The 14,867-nt window shown below is 50.5% G+C and carries 16 protein-coding genes; 7 read left to right on the forward strand and 9 right to left on the reverse strand.

The genetic code is table 11. The annotated features are described in order from the left end of the window. Positions 1-8: 8 nt before the first annotated feature. Both mrdA and rodA read left to right on the forward strand, forming a co-directional pair. On the forward strand, positions 9-1,868 hold the full coding sequence (gene mrdA / locus AC2UZI_RS12025; RefSeq protein WP_486944116.1) for a penicillin-binding protein 2: 1,860 nt from the start codon (positions 9-11) through the stop codon (positions 1,866-1,868). Further along, positions 1,865-3,004: a rod shape-determining protein RodA gene (rodA, locus tag AC2UZI_RS12030; RefSeq protein WP_486944117.1), complete on the forward strand. Its 1,140-nt coding sequence runs from the start codon at positions 1,865-1,867 to the stop codon at positions 3,002-3,004. The genes mrdA and rodA overlap by 4 nt, the downstream gene beginning before the upstream one ends. Here the strand turns inward: rodA and mutY are convergent. Genes mutY through AC2UZI_RS12045 form a run of 3 tightly spaced genes read right to left on the reverse strand, consistent with a single transcriptional unit; the run spans position 2,985 to position 5,662 of the window. After that, positions 2,985-4,079 (reverse strand): A/G-specific adenine glycosylase, encoded by a 1,095-nt coding sequence (gene mutY / locus AC2UZI_RS12035; RefSeq protein ID WP_486944118.1) that lies wholly within the window; start codon positions 4,077-4,079, stop codon positions 2,985-2,987. The two genes, rodA and mutY, sit on opposite strands and share 20 nt — an antisense overlap. Before the next feature lie 6 nt (positions 4,080-4,085). Continuing rightward, entirely contained in the window at positions 4,086-4,994 is a 909-nt protein-coding gene (locus AC2UZI_RS12040; protein WP_486944119.1) for a cell division protein FtsX, read from the reverse strand. Beyond that, a complete protein-coding gene (locus AC2UZI_RS12045) occupies positions 4,991-5,662 on the reverse strand; it encodes a cell division ATP-binding protein FtsE (RefSeq protein WP_486944120.1) in 672 nt (223 codons plus the stop codon). Before AC2UZI_RS12045 ends, AC2UZI_RS12040 begins: the two co-directional genes overlap by 4 nt. A gap of 233 nt (positions 5,663-5,895) precedes the next feature. Between AC2UZI_RS12045 and AC2UZI_RS12050 the strand changes: the two genes are divergently transcribed. The 4 genes from AC2UZI_RS12050 (at position 5,896) to AC2UZI_RS12065 (ending at position 9,783) form a co-directional block, all read left to right on the forward strand. Beyond that, positions 5,896-7,077, forward strand: coding sequence for an amino acid ABC transporter permease (locus AC2UZI_RS12050; protein ID WP_486944121.1), 1,182 nt, complete (start codon positions 5,896-5,898; stop codon positions 7,075-7,077). Between the two features lies 1 nt (position 7,078). Next, on the forward strand, positions 7,079-8,170 hold the full coding sequence (locus tag AC2UZI_RS12055; RefSeq protein ID WP_486944122.1) for an amino acid ABC transporter permease: 1,092 nt from the start codon (positions 7,079-7,081) through the stop codon (positions 8,168-8,170). A 50-nt stretch (positions 8,171-8,220) separates the two neighbouring features. After that, positions 8,221-8,958, forward strand: a complete 738-nt coding sequence (locus tag AC2UZI_RS12060) for an amino acid ABC transporter ATP-binding protein (RefSeq protein WP_486944123.1) — start codon at positions 8,221-8,223, stop codon at positions 8,956-8,958. Between the two features lie 168 nt (positions 8,959-9,126). Next, positions 9,127-9,783 (forward strand): YiaD family glycine zipper/OmpA-like lipoprotein, encoded by a 657-nt coding sequence (locus tag AC2UZI_RS12065; RefSeq protein WP_486944124.1) that lies wholly within the window; start codon positions 9,127-9,129, stop codon positions 9,781-9,783. 61 nt (positions 9,784-9,844) lie between these two features. Here the strand turns inward: AC2UZI_RS12065 and AC2UZI_RS12070 are convergent, their stop codons facing one another. Beyond that, positions 9,845-10,099, reverse strand: coding sequence for a hypothetical protein (locus AC2UZI_RS12070; protein WP_486944125.1), 255 nt, complete (start codon positions 10,097-10,099; stop codon positions 9,845-9,847). 127 nt (positions 10,100-10,226) lie between these two features. Further along, positions 10,227-10,601: a helix-turn-helix domain-containing protein gene (locus AC2UZI_RS12075; RefSeq protein ID WP_486944126.1), complete on the reverse strand. Its 375-nt coding sequence runs from the start codon at positions 10,599-10,601 to the stop codon at positions 10,227-10,229. 114 nt (positions 10,602-10,715) lie between these two features. Here AC2UZI_RS12075 and AC2UZI_RS12080 point away from each other — a divergent pair, with 114 nt between their 5' ends. Next, complete coding sequence (locus AC2UZI_RS12080; RefSeq protein ID WP_486944127.1) at positions 10,716-11,453, forward strand: winged helix-turn-helix domain-containing protein; 738 nt, start codon at positions 10,716-10,718, stop codon at positions 11,451-11,453. Here the strand turns inward: AC2UZI_RS12080 and proB are convergent. The 4 genes from proB to rplU all read right to left on the reverse strand — a co-directional run bounded on the left by proB (position 11,450) and on the right by rplU (position 14,512). Beyond that, a complete protein-coding gene (gene proB / locus AC2UZI_RS12085) occupies positions 11,450-12,595 on the reverse strand; it encodes a glutamate 5-kinase (RefSeq protein WP_486944128.1) in 1,146 nt (381 codons plus the stop codon). The genes AC2UZI_RS12080 and proB overlap by 4 nt on opposite strands. A 38-nt stretch (positions 12,596-12,633) precedes the next feature. Further along, positions 12,634-13,746 carry a GTPase ObgE gene (obgE, locus tag AC2UZI_RS12090; RefSeq protein WP_486944129.1) on the reverse strand — a complete coding sequence of 371 codons (1,113 nt, stop codon included), beginning with the start codon at positions 13,744-13,746 and terminating at the stop codon, positions 12,634-12,636. Between the two features lie 142 nt (positions 13,747-13,888). After that, positions 13,889-14,149 carry a 50S ribosomal protein L27 gene (gene rpmA / locus AC2UZI_RS12095; RefSeq protein ID WP_486944130.1) on the reverse strand — a complete coding sequence of 87 codons (261 nt, stop codon included), beginning with the start codon at positions 14,147-14,149 and terminating at the stop codon, positions 13,889-13,891. Between the two features lie 51 nt (positions 14,150-14,200). Then, positions 14,201-14,512 carry a 50S ribosomal protein L21 gene (rplU, locus tag AC2UZI_RS12100; RefSeq protein ID WP_486944131.1) on the reverse strand — a complete coding sequence of 104 codons (312 nt, stop codon included), beginning with the start codon at positions 14,510-14,512 and terminating at the stop codon, positions 14,201-14,203. Between the last annotated feature and the right edge of the window lie 355 nt (positions 14,513-14,867).

Below are 14,867 nucleotides of genomic sequence, written 5' to 3' on the forward strand. Positions count from 1 at the left end.
CGACGCCGATGTTTGAGTTTAAAAGAACCTCTCATTTGCACCGTAGACGTACCTTGATACGTGCTTGGGTCGCTGGGTTAGCCGTCGTGTTGCTATTGGCGTTGCTAGGGTCTAGGTTGTGGTACTTGCAGGTGGTTCGCTACGAGGGCTTAGCGGCTCGTGCTGACAGCAATCGTATCGCTGTCGTGCCTATTGCTCCGTTGCGTGGCGAGGTTACCGATCGTGAAGGGGTGGTATTAGCCCGTAATTATCGTGATTACACCTTAACGGTGATCCCTGCGCAGGTCGAAGGGAAAATGGATGACTTGCTCGACGCGCTGAGCGAGTTGGTTTATTTAAGCCCCAGAGATCGTCGACGTTTTACGATGTCCTTAGGACAAAATAGCCGTTACGCAGAAGTGCTACTACGCAATAGCCTGAATGAAATCGAAGCCTCCTGGTTTTCGGCTCACGCCTTTAAGTTTCCGGGGGTGAACTTACAAGCCCGTTGGGTGCGTGAGTACCCGCAAGGTGACGCTGCCGCACACGTAATGGGATATGTGGGTCGTATATCCGAAGCGGATGAAGAGCGCCTTGAAGAAGAGGGCTTGCTAGGAAACTATCGTGGCACCTCAATTATTGGCAAAAAAGGAATAGAAAAGACCTGGGAGTCCACCTTGCATGGCCGCACGGGGGTCGAAGAACGCGAGGTCACGGCATCGGGCAGGCCAGTACGCGTATTACAACGTACTGATCCCATACCCGGGGCTGATTTAACGTTATCCATCGATATCGGCCTGCAAAAACTCGCTGAAGAGCAGTTTGCTGGTCGGCGGGGGGCTTTGGTGGCCATCGAGCCTAAAACGGGTGAGATTTTGGCTTTTGTCTCAGCGCCTTCGTTTGATCCCAATCTTTTTGTGGATGGTATCGATGTAGAAAGTTGGCGTAAGCTCAACGAGTCGCCCGATCACCCTTTAATTAATCGGCCCTTATTCGGGACCTATCCCATCGGTTCTACCTATAAGCCTTTTGTGGCCTTAGCGGCGTTAGAGCTTGAAAAGCGTGATCCTACCGAGCGTTTTCCAGATCCGGGGTATTACGAATTTGGCGGGCAGCGGTTCCGTAATGCGGGTAATGTGGCTTACGGGGCTACCGATATGCATCGGGCATTAATGGTGTCTTCGGATACCTATTTTTATTCGCTGGGCCCTGAGATTGGGGTGGACGCCCTGCATGATTTTAGTAAGCAGTTTGGTTTTGGACAGGTAACTGGCATCGACTTAGATGGCGAACGTCGGGGCATTCTGCCTTCTCGGGAGTGGAAGCGTCAGGCGTTTAAAGACCCAGGCCAACAACGTTGGTATGCGGGTGAGACCATTTCAGTCGTGGTAGGGCAAGGGTATAACTCATTTACGTTATTGCAGTTAGCGCAGGCGACGGCGGTATTGGCGAATGATGGCGTCTATATGGCACCGCATATTGTTAGTCATATTACCGAACCTCAAACGGGCGAGAGCAAAGCGGCGGTGACCAGCCCGACGCACGTTATTCCATTAAAATCCGAAAACATCGACATCATAAAAAATGCGCTGGTGGATGTGGTACGCAAAGGAACGGCAAGACGAGCGTTTGCCGATGCTCCTTATCAGGCGGCCGGAAAAACGGGCACAGCCCAAGTGTTTAGTCTACGAGGAACAAAATACAATGCCTCAGCGATTGACGAGCGTTTGCGAGACCATGCGTTATTCATGTCATACGCGCCAGCCGAGAGCCCTGAAATAGCCATTGCGTTAATTGTAGAGAATGCGGGGTGGGGTGGCTCGGTGGCAGCGCCCATCGCACGTACGTTGTACGATTACTGGTTAGTAGAGAGGCCGAATAAACCATGAAGCGCGTTATGCAATGGGGCCTAAAAGCAATTACTGCCTTTGACTGGCCTTTGCTCATCTTGTTAGCCATTATGGCGGGTTGCGGGCTTGTCGTGATGCATTCCGCTGTGGGCGGAACCGACTGGCGCTTTGCTGATCAAGCTCGCCATTTTATGGTCGCCTTCGTTGTGATGTGGTTCGTGGCCCTCATTCCGCCGCCGTGGATGATGCGCTTGGTTCCGTACGTGTACGCCTTGTCCCTTTTACTGCTGCTGGGTGTGGAGTTTTATGGGGAATCAAGCAAAGGGGCCACTCGTTGGCTTAATTTTGGCTTTGCTCGTATTCAGCCGTCTGAGATGCTGAAAATTTCCGTTCCCCTTATGCTGGCGTGGTATTTTCATCGAAATCAGGGTGCGAGCCTTCGCATTGTGGACTTTCTCGCGGCAGGTGTGTTGCTCGCCATTCCCTTTATATTGATTGTGCGCCAGCCCGACCTTGGCACCGCCTTATTGGTACTGGCCGCTGGGCTAAGTGTTATTTACTTTGCGGGTTTATCCTTTAAGTTATTAGCACCCATTACCTTATTATTTGTCGTGGGTTTGGGCGGCGTGCTGTATTTTGAAGACCACTTGTGCGCGCCCGGTTTTGATTGGGTGGTACTGCACGAATATCAAAAGCACCGTGTTTGTACCTTATTAAATCCGGGTATGGATCCACTAGGACGAGGCTTTCACACGATTCAGTCCATGATCGCTGTGGGCTCGGGAGGGCTTTACGGTAAAGGTTACATGCTGGGCACACAGACGCATCTGGATTTTATCCCCGAGCGCACCACCGACTTTATCTTTGCCGTTTATGCTGAAGAGTTTGGCCTGTACGGTGGGATATTGCTGCTGGTGTTGTATGCGTTGATTATCTTACGAGGCCTAACCATTACCGTGATTGCGCCCACGCAATTTACACGACTTATCGCGGGATCAATGTCGATGATGATCTTCGTGTATGTGTTCGTCAATGTCGGTATGGTGACTGGGGTGCTGCCGGTTGTAGGTGTGCCTTTGCCGTTTATGAGCTACGGCGGAACGGCTTTACTCACCCTTGGTGTGGCTTGCGGGCTGTTGATGGCCGTGTATCGCTTTAGGCCAGATCGAGTGTAGGCTGAGACTGTTGATACAGCCCCTCTACTATTTTTTTGACGGGGGCGGGTAGTCCCACGCTATCAAGTTGATCGATTGCCACCCACTGTTGATTGGCTTCAAGGCTGACCGTTACCGAGCTAGAAACTGGCACGTACCACGGGTTGATGTGCAGTTTGAAATGGCTGAATACATGAAGCATCGCTGCCATTTTCTGCTCACTGTTGATTGTTACGCCCAAGCTTTGGCAGTATCGCTGCAATGTTTCCACCGTGTCATATTGGGGTAACACCCAAAGCCCTCCCCAAATCCCCGTGTTTGGACGTTGTTCAAACAGAATGGCGCCCTCGCGTTCTAAAATTAGCATTTCACAAAAGCGTTCGGGCTGTAGTGTCTTGGCCTTCGGTGTAGGAAGTTCGTGTGTTTTCTGGTGGGAGGCTGCGAAGCAGTCTGCTTGCAAGGGGCAGGCATGACAGGCTGGTTTACCACGGGTACAAACCATTGAGCCCAGGTCCATTTGCCCTTGGGTGTAGGCTGGCATGGGTAGCTCGGGTGGGCTGAGGTCAATGATCTGCTGGGCTAAGGCCCATAGCTTTTGGTCTACTGCCCGTTTTTGGGGATGCCCATATACGCCAAAATAGCGCGTAAAAACCCGTCGTACATTGCCATCCATAATAGGCGAGCGCTCGCCAAAGCAAAATGCAGCAATGGCTGAAGCGGTAGAGGGCCCTATTCCGGGTAGGGTGGCCAACTGCTGACTGGTGGTAGGGAAAGCGCCGTCAAACGTTTCGCAAACGACTTGAGCACAGCGATGTAGGTTTCGTGCCCGAGCGTAATAGCCCAGTCCTGCCCAATACGGCATGACCTCGTCTTGCTGTGCGCCGGCTAAGTCTTGGACGGTAGGAAAGCGCTCTAAAAAACGCTCGTAATACCCTAGTACTGTGGCGACCTGCGTTTGTTGCAGCATAATTTCTGACAGCCAAACTTTGTAGGGATCCGTGTGTTGTTGCCAGGGTAGGTGTTGTCGACCGTGTAGCCGTTGCCATTGAACAATGGTTTGAGCGAAGGCAGCAATCGATGAGGGCGTGGTTGACATAGGGTACTAGAAACGAGTGTTACGAGTGACTGACCAACGGGCAGCTAAGGCAGCAATAAGCACGACAAGACACGTGGCTAATAGCAAGCTGACCGCATCAGGCAGGTGTAACCTAACCTGCAGCTCGTACGTGGCAGCTAAACGGTTTAACGCGTCGTTTAAGGGCCGTAATGCTAACAAAGAAAGGCCAATGGCAGCCCCGCTGGCAAGCAGGCCTGTCAGTGCGCCCTGATATAAAAAAGGCCTGCGCACAAAGCTCTCGGTTGCGCCCACCAGTCGGGCGACGGCGATCTCGTCGCGCTGGCTGAGGGCTTGTAAGCGTACGGTGTTAAACACCGTAGCAACCACAATGACGATGACACTAAAACTAAGCAGTAATAACGCGACTTGGGCAAAATGCAATAAGGCCTCAAGACGACGAACCCAATCACTATCGAGCTGCACACGCTCGATGTGTGGTTGCGATTTAATCTCGTCGGCCAATCGTAAGGCAATCGATGATTGGTCTGGCGAGTCAGCCAAGCTAAGAATCAACGTGTGGGGTAGGGGGTTTTCACCCAAGGTTGTTAGGGCGTCTGCCCAGATGGGGTTGCTCTGTAACGCCTCGTACGACGTGTGTCGAGACACAAACCGGGCGGATGCGAGTTCGTCGCTGTACTGTGTTTCTAAGGTTTGGGCTAAGGCTTGCGCCTCCGTTTCATCGGTCTCCATGCTTAAGTACAGCGTAATTTCCGGATTAACAGGAAGCTGTGTGGCAAGGGGCTGGGCAGAGCTAAGAATCGCCCAGCTGATGATGGGCACGGCAAGCGTCAGCGCAATAACGAACACATTAGCCAGTGATGAAAAAGGTTGCTGTCGTAAGCGACTTAACGCAACGTGTAATGCATAGCGGTGTTGGCGTAGCCAGCGATTCATAGCTGCACCCCCATGGTGTCGCTAAACTTGCCATTATTAATGTACATCGTACGACGGGCGTACCTTGCCATTAAATGGTGGTCGTGAGAAGCAATCAGTGTTGTGACGCCGACGCGATTGAAGTCTAAAAACACATCCATAATTCGGGCTGCACTACTGGCGTCTAAGTTGGCGGTAGGCTCGTCGGCAATCACAATGGCGGGGCGGTTAACGATGGCACGTGCAATGGCTAAGCGTTGTTGCTCTCCACCAGACATTTCTACCGGATTGAAGTCTTCTTTGCCGGCTAAGCCTACTTTTTCCATGGCGGCTCGGGCACGCTTAATGGCCACGTCTCGCTCTAAACCCAGTACCTCTAACGGAAGCAGAACGTTATGAATGGCGTTACGGTCATAAAGCAGGTGGGTGTCTTGTAAGATAACGCCCACGGCTCGACGCAAGTAGGGGTGTGCGCGTGCACTGAGTTTATCGACGCGTTGGTCTTTGACAATAACCGAGCCACGGCTAGGGGGCTCTAAGCCACCGATCAACTTTAATAAGGTTGATTTTCCGGCGCCTGATGGGCCAGAGACAAAAATAAACTCGCCTGCTTGTATATCAAAGTTAATGTCCGCCAGTATGTTCTTACCGCGGCCGTAGGATTTAAACACGTGCTTAAACTTGATCATAGCTGGAACATCAAAAGCAGTTAGAGGGCATGGAAAAGAAAAGGGCTTCGCCACCGACTGAGGTAGTGTGACGTATTTTATCCTTAAAGGGAAAGCCCAAAAGAAGTAAACCAACATCGACAGGCTGCAAAGCAGGGTCAAACATTAAATAAGCCTACACTTAATGGTTTAATGTGTTTGGGCTATGTCTGGTAGCTGGCCCTATCTTTGGCTTGTCTTGAATAGAAAAAAACATGGAACAGCCCCAAAAAAAACGTTCACGTCATGCTCGGATCTCGTTAAGTGACCCCTTTATTAGGGGGCTGCTGTACCAGTTCTTGATCGTAGCCGTGATCGCCGTCGTTGTATGGTATTTGGTCAGTAATACGCTGCATAACCTGTCTGTGCGCAACATTTCAACCGGTTTTGCCTTTTTGGACCGTGAAGCGGGCTTCGCGATTGGCGAATCAGTGATCGCTTACACGCCAACAGATACCTACGGTCGAGCTATTATAGTGGGCCTGATGAATACGCTAAAGGTGTCCGCAATTGGGGTCGTGGCGGCAACCTTATTTGGCACGCTAATCGGTGTGGCTCGTTTATCGTCGAACTGGCTTATCGCTAAACTGGCCTCGGCGTATGTCGAGGTCATGCGCAATGTGCCGTTGTTGTTGCAGTTGTTTTTTTGGTATGCCCTCATCACCGAAACCATGCCGGTGCCGCGAAATGCGCATCATCTGTTGCCCGGCGTGTGGATCTCAAACAGAGGGTTAACGGTCCCGACGCTAGACGTGACTGCACTTGGTTGGTTATTGGGCGGATTGGCGATAGCAATAGGCCTATTATGGCCTCTGCTTCGTTGGGCGAAGCATCGCCATGCGCTGACGGGAAAGCCCATGCCCGTTGGACGCCTTGCTGTAATCATTATGTTTGTGGTCCCCACTGTCGTACTGATGCTCAGCGGAGCCGAGCTGCGCTTTAGCGTGCCTGAGCTGAAAGGCTTCAATTTTGTGGGGGGCGCGAACGTAACGCCCGAGTTCGCTGCATTACTGATCGGTCTAATTATTTATACCTCGGCCTTTGTTGCAGAGGTCGTGCGCTCGGGAATTCAAGCTGTAAATAAGGGGCAATGGGAGGCAGCGGCAGCTATGGGTTTGTCACGGGCCCATACCTTAAGACTGATTATTTTGCCGCAGGCGCTTCGGGTGATTGTGCCGCCAATGACAAGCCAATACCTTAATCTCACTAAAAACAGTTCGCTTGCCGTTGCCATTGGTTATCCGGATATTGTATCGGTGGTAAATACCACCTTAAATCAGACAGGGCAGGCCATTGAAGGCATTCTGATTATTATGGCGGCCTATTTAACGGTGAGCCTATCCATTTCATTGTTGATGAACTGGTACAACAAGCGCATGGCGTTGGTGGAGCGTTAGTATGCAAACTCTTCAAACGGCTCCGACCGTAGCGCCCCATTCAAGAAGCAGCGTCGGTATGTGGTTGCGTCGTAACTTATTCTCTACGCCTGCCAACATCGTATTGAGTGTAATGGTGCTGTGGCTCTTACTCATGTCGATACCCGCACTGATCGATTGGGGAGTACTCAACGCGACGTACTCGGCCCAGAATGCGCAAGAGTGCCAAGAGCACAGCGGCGCATGTTGGGCCTTTATTGTAGAGAAGCACCGGCTGATTCTTTTCGGCATTTTCCCGTATGACGAGCAATGGCGGCCGTTGTTGGCATCGTTGGTGCTAATTGCTTTGATTTATTTAAGTTGTTTACGCCGTTCTTGGCGCCCAGCGCTCGTGCTTGTATGGGTAATGGGCTTGAGCGTTTTTTGGGTGCTGATGCGCGGCGGCGTGTTGGGCTTAAGCCCGGTAGACAGCAGTCGTTGGGGCGGGTTGCCTTTAACCTTGATGCTTTCTACCTTTGGTTTGGCCTTTGCCTTTCCTTTGGGGGTGCTTTTAGCGCTAGGTCGGCGCTCACACCTACCCGCCATCAAGGCTGTTTGCGTTGTGTATATTGAGTTAATACGCGGTGTTCCGCTTATTAGCCTACTGTTCATGTCCTCAGTGATGCTGCCCTTATTTATGCCTGAGGGCTTTAATATCGACAAGCTGTTGCGCGCGCAAATCGCCATTATTTTGTTTGCCGCCGCTTACATTGCTGAAACGGTACGAGGCGGCTTACAAGCTATCCCTAAGGGACAGTACGAGGGGGCGGCTTCGATAGGAATGACATACTGGCAGACTACCCGAAAAATCGTCTTGCCTCAGGCCTTGAAAGTGGTGATCCCGCCTTTGGTGAGTATTTTTATTTCCCTCTTTAAAGACACGTCGTTGGTGGTTATTATCGGTATCTTCGATTTAACGCAGGCGGCGAAAACGGCGTTAACGGATGCGGCATGGCGCGGTTTTAGTACCGAGGCTTACTTGTTCATTGCGGCTATTTATTTTGTGTTTTGCTACAGCATTTCGCGTTATAGCCAGACCTTAGAAAAACGCTTAGATCACGACTCACGTTCGTAAGATTCTACGCATCACACTAAAACACTTGTTTCAGGACGCAAGGAGCCACGATGTCAGAGCCCATTATTCGACTCGAACATGTTAATAAATGGTTTGGTCAGTTTCAGGCATTGCGCAATATCACGATGCAAGTGGCCAAAGGCGAGCGGATTGTGATTTGTGGTCCTTCAGGTTCGGGTAAGTCCACCTTGATCCGATGTATTAATCGCTTAGAAGAACATCAAGAAGGCACCATCATTGTTGATGGAACCGAAATTACGAATAATCTAAAAGACATAGAACGCATTCGGCGCGATGTGGGAATGGTGTTTCAACACTTTAATTTATTTCCCCATTTAACGGTTCTCGAAAATCTGATGCTAGGCCCAGTGTGGGTATTGAAGCGAACTAAGGCGCAGGCCCGCGACACAGCGATGCAGTACTTAGAGCGGGTGCGCATTCCCGAGCAAGCCGATAAATACCCGGGACAGCTTTCGGGAGGGCAGCAGCAGCGTGTGGCAATTGCCCGCTCACTGTGCATGAAACCTAAAATCATGCTGTTTGATGAGCCCACCTCAGCACTCGATCCTGAAATGGTGAAAGAAGTATTGGATGTGATGCTTGGCTTGGCCGACAGTGGCATGACCATGCTGTGCGTGACCCATGAAATGGGCTTTGCGCGGCAAGCAGCAGATCGGGTGATCTTTATGGATCAGGGAGAAATTATCGAAGAAAATCCACCTTCGGTGTTTTTTGATAACCCGAGCAATCCCCGTACACAAGCATTCTTAAGTCAAATTATTAACTAAACTCTGACGCTGTTTCGCGTGTGCTTTGCTTGTTATGCGAATCGCCTTGTAAAGTTTAGTTAATATTTGGCGTTCAGAACCAATCTGTAACAGATGATAGGGCGAAGCCTTGCTAGCATAGCTTCACTCAACAAAATGTTGGGGTGTTGATTGCTAAAGGAGAAGAACATGAACATATCCCTAAAACTGAGCCGTATCGCGGCCTGCGTAGGCGCTGCGGCGGTCATGGTAGGGTGTGCCGACATGGGTACAGGAGGGCGTACGGCCACGGGTGCAGGTGCAGGAGCAGCACTAGGCGCTGGTTTAGGTGTTTTGATCGGTGATAGCAGTAAAGCGGCTGCAATCGGTGCAGGCGTAGGTGCCGTAGCGGGTGGCATCGTGGGCTATAACTGGTCCGGCATTAAAAACGACGTTCAAGAGTCCGGCGCGACGAGCCTAGGCGTGGATGTGACGGAAATGCCTGATGGTACGCTACGCGTTAACATCCCTAGCCATGTCTCTTTTGATACGGGCAAATACGCACTGAAATCCGAACTGTTGCCGGTGCTTGATAGCGTGGCGCGCGCCTTGATCCAGCATCCAGAAGTTCGTGCGAAATCAATTGGCCACACGGATAGCACAGGTTCTATGCAAGTTAACCAAACCTTATCAGTCAACCGTGCTAATGCCGTTACAAACTACTTAACCCAACAGGGCGTATCTCCCACTGTACTGACATCCGAAGGACGAGGCCCTAACGAGCCCGTTGCGGATAACGGGACAGCAGAAGGTCGCGCCATGAACCGACGTGTAGAATTATATTTGTACGCGGTACAACAGAACTAAAGCTCACGCTCCGTGTGATTATTGGGTAACGCCCCAATGCATTTCCACCCCGTCTCGTTATTTAGGCGGGGTTTTTTTCGTCTGTACCCAATTCACCTTGATGGGAAGGTAAGGGCGGAGAAGAAAACAGGGGAGCAAGGATTTGAGCGAGAAATAACATGGCCATGGTCATGGCTAAGCTAAAGAACATCTTAGAAGCACTAAGGTAGGAGAACCAACCCAAGTCAAAGCTTTTGTTAATGGCCCACGCCGAGACGACCAGTAGCATGGCACCCGCCACACCGTATAACGACGCATCGAGAACACGTTTCAACATAATAGCCTCCGTTTCAGCTGCTATGCACCAGCAAATACTGATTAATGCCTTACTAAGTAGGAGTCGTTTTTAGCGTGAAAGTTCAAGCGGGAGAGGCCTGTGCACGTAAGCGGGTGGCCTGAATACCTTAATCGTTTTGATGAAGCGTCACTAACGACTTCGCTAGGCTTTCTACCATTCTACGTTCGTCTTCTGTTAATTGGTAGTAGGCTAAAGGGCTTACGCTAGCGAAGGGCCACTCAAAACTAAAAGGAATATCGGCCATGGGCTCAGCCACGTCTGATGCCGTGTTTGTTCTTTTTTTGGGGTTATGACCACTGAGCCATTCAGGTGTGACTTTTAAGACTTCGGCAAGACGTAATAATTCACGAGCGTTTAGACGCTCTCCACGCTCGTAGCTGGAGATGGCAGATTGAGAAAGCTGGGTCAATTTGCCTAACTCTATCTGCGTTAATCCCAATGCTTCACGTGCTTTACGAAGGTTTTTGCCAAAAGTGTTCACGGACACTATTGAACGATGTATTGATATTACGTTGGTAGTGTTATAAAACTACTGATGTAGTAATTTGTAACGTAGGTTTTTACGAATAAATGAATACTTATTAAGGAAAGTGTTATGCCTGCAGAAAATGTACCGCTGGTTTACTGGTACGTAGCACAGTCGTTACAGATCCACGAGGTGAAGGCGACGTCGTTGATTGGTGATTTACAAAGTCATGGTTACACCTTACATCGTGAAAACGATCTCAATGTACTTTGTCAGCATGCGGAGCAACTGAAACAAACGCAGCAACCCAGTCTTTTTATTCTTGCAGGTAGTCCTGCTGATAGCGTGTCCGCGATCATGCGGTTACGGGCGATCAACGACGAAACAGGCATTATTTCAATGCTGCCCTCGCACAATGAAGCAGCCTTTACTCAGGCCTTGCTTTGTGGTGCCGACTATTACGTAACAAGCGATACAGGTAGCTCGTTACTGTTGGCGATCATTAATACTGTTTTACGTGGTCAACGCCAGGGGGTGTCGCAGCCACTTGATAGCACCTGTTGGCTGTTACAGGATGGCGATTGGACCATATCCAGCCCTGACGGCATCTTGGTTACCTTAACCACGAACGAGCGTGCCTTGTTTCAGCAGCTTATTGAGGCAACAGACGGTAAGGTAACGCACCAACACCTCTTAGAGACCATTGCCGTTGTTGATAAGTCATTGGCACAGACAACGCGCTTAAATCGTTTAGGTGTAATCATTAGCCGCTTACGCCGAAAATTCGATGATGCGGGCCTCGATCTTCCTATCAAGTCGGTGCATAACTGGGGTTATATGTTCGTGGCCCCGTTAGAGCGTCGCTAAGCTTTATTGATTTCGCGATTTAGCACCATATTGTCACGGTGCATAAGCTCGGAAGCCGACATGCTACCTAAGACTTCGGCTATTTTTTGACTGGGTAGACCTAGAATGCGCTGGGTGTCAGTGCTTGAATAGTTAATAAGCCCCCGAGCATACTCAACGCCATGGGTATCCACGCATGCCACCACATCGCCGCGACCAAAATGGCCTTCTACTCGGGTTACGCCAATAGGAAGAAGGCTTTTGTGTCCGGCGGTTAACGCCTTAATAGCACCTTCGTCTAATGTTACGCGACCACGCACGCGTAAATGGTTAGCTAACCAGCGTTGGCGAGCGGATTGTACAGGAAGAACCGCCCGTAGTTCGGTGCCAATGCGTTCGCCCTGCGCTAGTCGTACCAGCACGTTCGCTTCTCTACCCGATGCAATAACAGTGTGGCCTCCGCTGTTGGCGGCGCGCTTTGCTGCAAGAATTTTAGTAATCATGCCGCCCGTTCCCACCGATGAGCCCGCACCACCCGCCATTTCTTCAAGGGTGGGGTCGCCAGCTTGGGCGACCGAAATAAATTCGGCGTTGGGGTTCGAGCGAGGGTCAGCGCTATACAAACCTTGCTGATCCGTCAGGATAATAAGCGATTCCGCTTCAATTAAGTTAGTAACAAGAGCCCCTAGGGTGTCGTTATCGCCTAAGCGGATTTCATCCGTCACCACTGTGTCGTTTTCGTTAACAATGGGTACCACGCCCAAGCCGAGTAGCGTGTAGATGGTACTCCGTGCATTTAAATAGCGATGTCGATCTGCCAAGTCTTCATGGGTTAGTAAAATTTGTGCCGTGCGTATGCCGTGCCGTGCAAATGCGACCTCGTAGGCTTGCACTAAGCCCATTTGCCCCACGGCTGCTGCGGCTTGTAGCTCGTGCATCGCGTTAGGGCGGCGGGGCCAACCCAGACGTGCGATCCCTTCGGCAATGGCTCCGCTGGAGACCAACACAATTTGTTTGCCTTGCTTATGCAGCTCGGCAATTTGTTGTGACCATTCGGCAACGGCTTGCGAGTCGATTCCTCGACCATCATTAGTAACCAGTGATGAGCCTACCTTTACAACAAGGCGTTGAGCGGTGGAAACAACGGATTTGGTGTTAGACATCTCTGGCATGGTGGGCGAGGCGAATCGAAATAAAAAGGTTAGTTATCGTCAATGTTTTGACGGTTTTCATCAAAGCGGGGATCGGATTCCACATAGGTCCCCGCCGCTCGTTCTTGTTGCTCTAACTCTTCACGACGTTGAGCATCAAGCCAGCTTTGGATTTTTAATGTGATTTCCTTCGTGCCTGCACCGGTTAAGGCGGAAATCGAGAACACAGGGCCATCCCAGCCTAAACGCTCGATAATGGCCTGACGTAGCGCATCGGGCTCGTCAATCATATCCATTTTGTTTAGCACTAACCAGCGAGGTTTTTCGTTTAACTCTGGGCTGTATAAACGTAGCTCTTCAGTGATGGTATGGATTTCTTCCACGGCGGCAGTAACGGGATCAATGTCTGGATCCAGCGTGCTGACGTCTACGATGTGTAAAAGCAGGCGAGTGCGTGACAGATGGCGTAGGAAAAGATGACCCAGCCCAGCACCTTCAGAGGCACCTGAGATCAGACCAGGCAAATCAGCTACCACAAAGCTGTGAGCCGGTGAGGTGCGTACGACCCCTAAATTGGGGTGCAGTGTGGTAAAGGGGTAGTCGGCAATGCGCGGCCTAGCGTTAGACACATGGCTGATGAAGGTGGACTTGCCTGCATTGGGTAAGCCTAATAGTCCCACGTCAGCTAACACTTTAAGTTCTAGCTTGATGCGCCGTTGGGCGCCTGCCTTACCTTCGGTGAACTGACGAGGTGCGCGGTTGACACTGCTTTTAAAATGTAAATTGCCCAACCCCCCAGCGCCACCTTCAGCCAGTGTGACCTGTTGATTGTGGTGTTCAAGATCGAACAGTAACTCGCCGGTTTCGGCATCGGTAATGGTGGTTCCTACAGGCATGCGTAGTGTGATGTCTTCACCGTAGGCACCGTACTGATCCGAGCCACGACCATTTTCACCATTACGTGCGCGGTGCATACGAGCAAAGCGATAATCGACCAGCGTGTTGACGTTGCTATCGGCAATGGCGAATACGCTACCACCACGGCCCCCGTCTCCACCATCGGGCCCCCCTTTAGGGATAAATTTTTCGCGGCGAAAGCTTGCTGCGCCATTGCCGCCTTTACCACCGATAACGTCGATGGTAGCTTCGTCTACGAATTTCATATGAATGTCCGGTATTAATTGTGAAAACGTGTAATGGGGTAGTGCGCAGAGCGCAAAAGCGTACACATAGGGGTGTTAGTGTAAAGCAAAAAGCCCTGCCTTTATTAAGGGCAGGGCTTTGCAAAACATATTGAACTGAGTGTTACTCAGCAGCAATCACCGAAACGGTGCGCTTGTTCAATGCGCCTTGAATACTGAACTTAACATGGCCATCGACCAATGAGTACAGTGTGTGGTCCTTGCCGATACCTACGTTAGCGCCGGGGTGGAACTGTGTGCCACGCTGACGAACGATGATGGAACCTGCGTTGATGGCTTGGCCACCGTAGATTTTGACGCCTAGGCGTTTAGCCTGTGAGTCGCGTCCGTTTCGCGTAGAGCCGCCGCCTTTCTTCTGTGCCATGTTGAACTCCTGATATGGAATTACCCAAAGTGGTAGAGCAAATAACGCGAATTAGGCGTTAACAGCTTCGATACGAACTTCGGTGTAGTTTTGACGATGACCTTGGGTTTTGCGGTAGCCCTTGCGACGGCGCATTTTAAAGATCTTGATTTTTGGGTGGCGGCCTTGTGCAAGAACAGTAGCTGTAACCACGGCACCATCAACGAGAGGAGTACCCAATTTAAGGGATTCACCTTCGCCTACGGATAAAACCTGGTCGAGCGAGATTTCTTGTCCAATGTCTGCCGGTATCTGTTCTATTTTTAATTTCTGGCCAGGGCTAACACGATACTGTTTGCCGCCGGTTTTTATAACCGCGTACATAGGGAAAATCCTAAAAATTCGATGGTAAAGCCAAGCGTTTCGCGTGTTTTATAACGACTTGATGCCGACGATATCCATCAAAACCAATAAAAAAATGAAGCCACGCTAGTCGTGCCAACGTGAGCTTAGCCAGATATTATATAAAAGAAGCCCAAAATAGGCAATTAAAACAATGCTCTGCACAGATGGTTTACGACTCGCTCATACGGAATGTAACGAAGACGCTACAGTAAAGCGCTAGGTTTTTATGAAAAAAGTCGTAAATCCGTAGTTAGCACGGAGCAAGAGCGTTCGATGGCGTTACATTTGCTCCCAAAATGTGGCGTTGTATATATGCGAAAGCAGATAGATTAAT

The sequence above is a fragment of the Paenalcaligenes sp. DL 463 genome, from assembly GCF_057475185.1.

What these genes read in the sequence shown, in the direction of transcription:
- AC2UZI_RS12045 (WP_486944120.1), bottom strand. Translation starts at nt 5,662, where the DNA reads ATGATCAAGTTTAAGCACGTGTTTAAATCCTACGGCCGCGGTAAGAAC.
- AC2UZI_RS12040 (WP_486944119.1), bottom strand. Translation starts at nt 4,994, where the DNA reads ATGAATCGCTGGCTACGCCAACACCGCTATGCATTACACGTTGCGTTA.
- AC2UZI_RS12080 (WP_486944127.1), top strand. Translation starts at nt 10,716, where the DNA reads ATGCCTGCAGAAAATGTACCGCTGGTTTACTGGTACGTAGCACAGTCG.
- rodA (WP_486944117.1), top strand. Translation starts at nt 1,865, where the DNA reads ATGAAGCGCGTTATGCAATGGGGCCTAAAAGCAATTACTGCCTTTGAC.
- AC2UZI_RS12070 (WP_486944125.1), bottom strand. Translation starts at nt 10,099, where the DNA reads ATGTTGAAACGTGTTCTCGATGCGTCGTTATACGGTGTGGCGGGTGCC.
- AC2UZI_RS12060 (WP_486944123.1), top strand. Translation starts at nt 8,221, where the DNA reads ATGTCAGAGCCCATTATTCGACTCGAACATGTTAATAAATGGTTTGGT.
- mrdA (WP_486944116.1), top strand. Translation starts at nt 9, where the DNA reads ATGTTTGAGTTTAAAAGAACCTCTCATTTGCACCGTAGACGTACCTTG.
- rpmA (WP_486944130.1), bottom strand. Translation starts at nt 14,149, where the DNA reads ATGGCACAGAAGAAAGGCGGCGGCTCTACGCGAAACGGACGCGACTCA.
- mutY (WP_486944118.1), bottom strand. Translation starts at nt 4,079, where the DNA reads ATGTCAACCACGCCCTCATCGATTGCTGCCTTCGCTCAAACCATTGTT.
- AC2UZI_RS12065 (WP_486944124.1), top strand. Translation starts at nt 9,127, where the DNA reads ATGAACATATCCCTAAAACTGAGCCGTATCGCGGCCTGCGTAGGCGCT.
- AC2UZI_RS12050 (WP_486944121.1), top strand. Translation starts at nt 5,896, where the DNA reads ATGGAACAGCCCCAAAAAAAACGTTCACGTCATGCTCGGATCTCGTTA.
- obgE (WP_486944129.1), bottom strand. Translation starts at nt 13,746, where the DNA reads ATGAAATTCGTAGACGAAGCTACCATCGACGTTATCGGTGGTAAAGGC.
- rplU (WP_486944131.1), bottom strand. Translation starts at nt 14,512, where the DNA reads ATGTACGCGGTTATAAAAACCGGCGGCAAACAGTATCGTGTTAGCCCT.
- proB (WP_486944128.1), bottom strand. Translation starts at nt 12,595, where the DNA reads ATGTCTAACACCAAATCCGTTGTTTCCACCGCTCAACGCCTTGTTGTA.
- AC2UZI_RS12055 (WP_486944122.1), top strand. Translation starts at nt 7,079, where the DNA reads ATGCAAACTCTTCAAACGGCTCCGACCGTAGCGCCCCATTCAAGAAGC.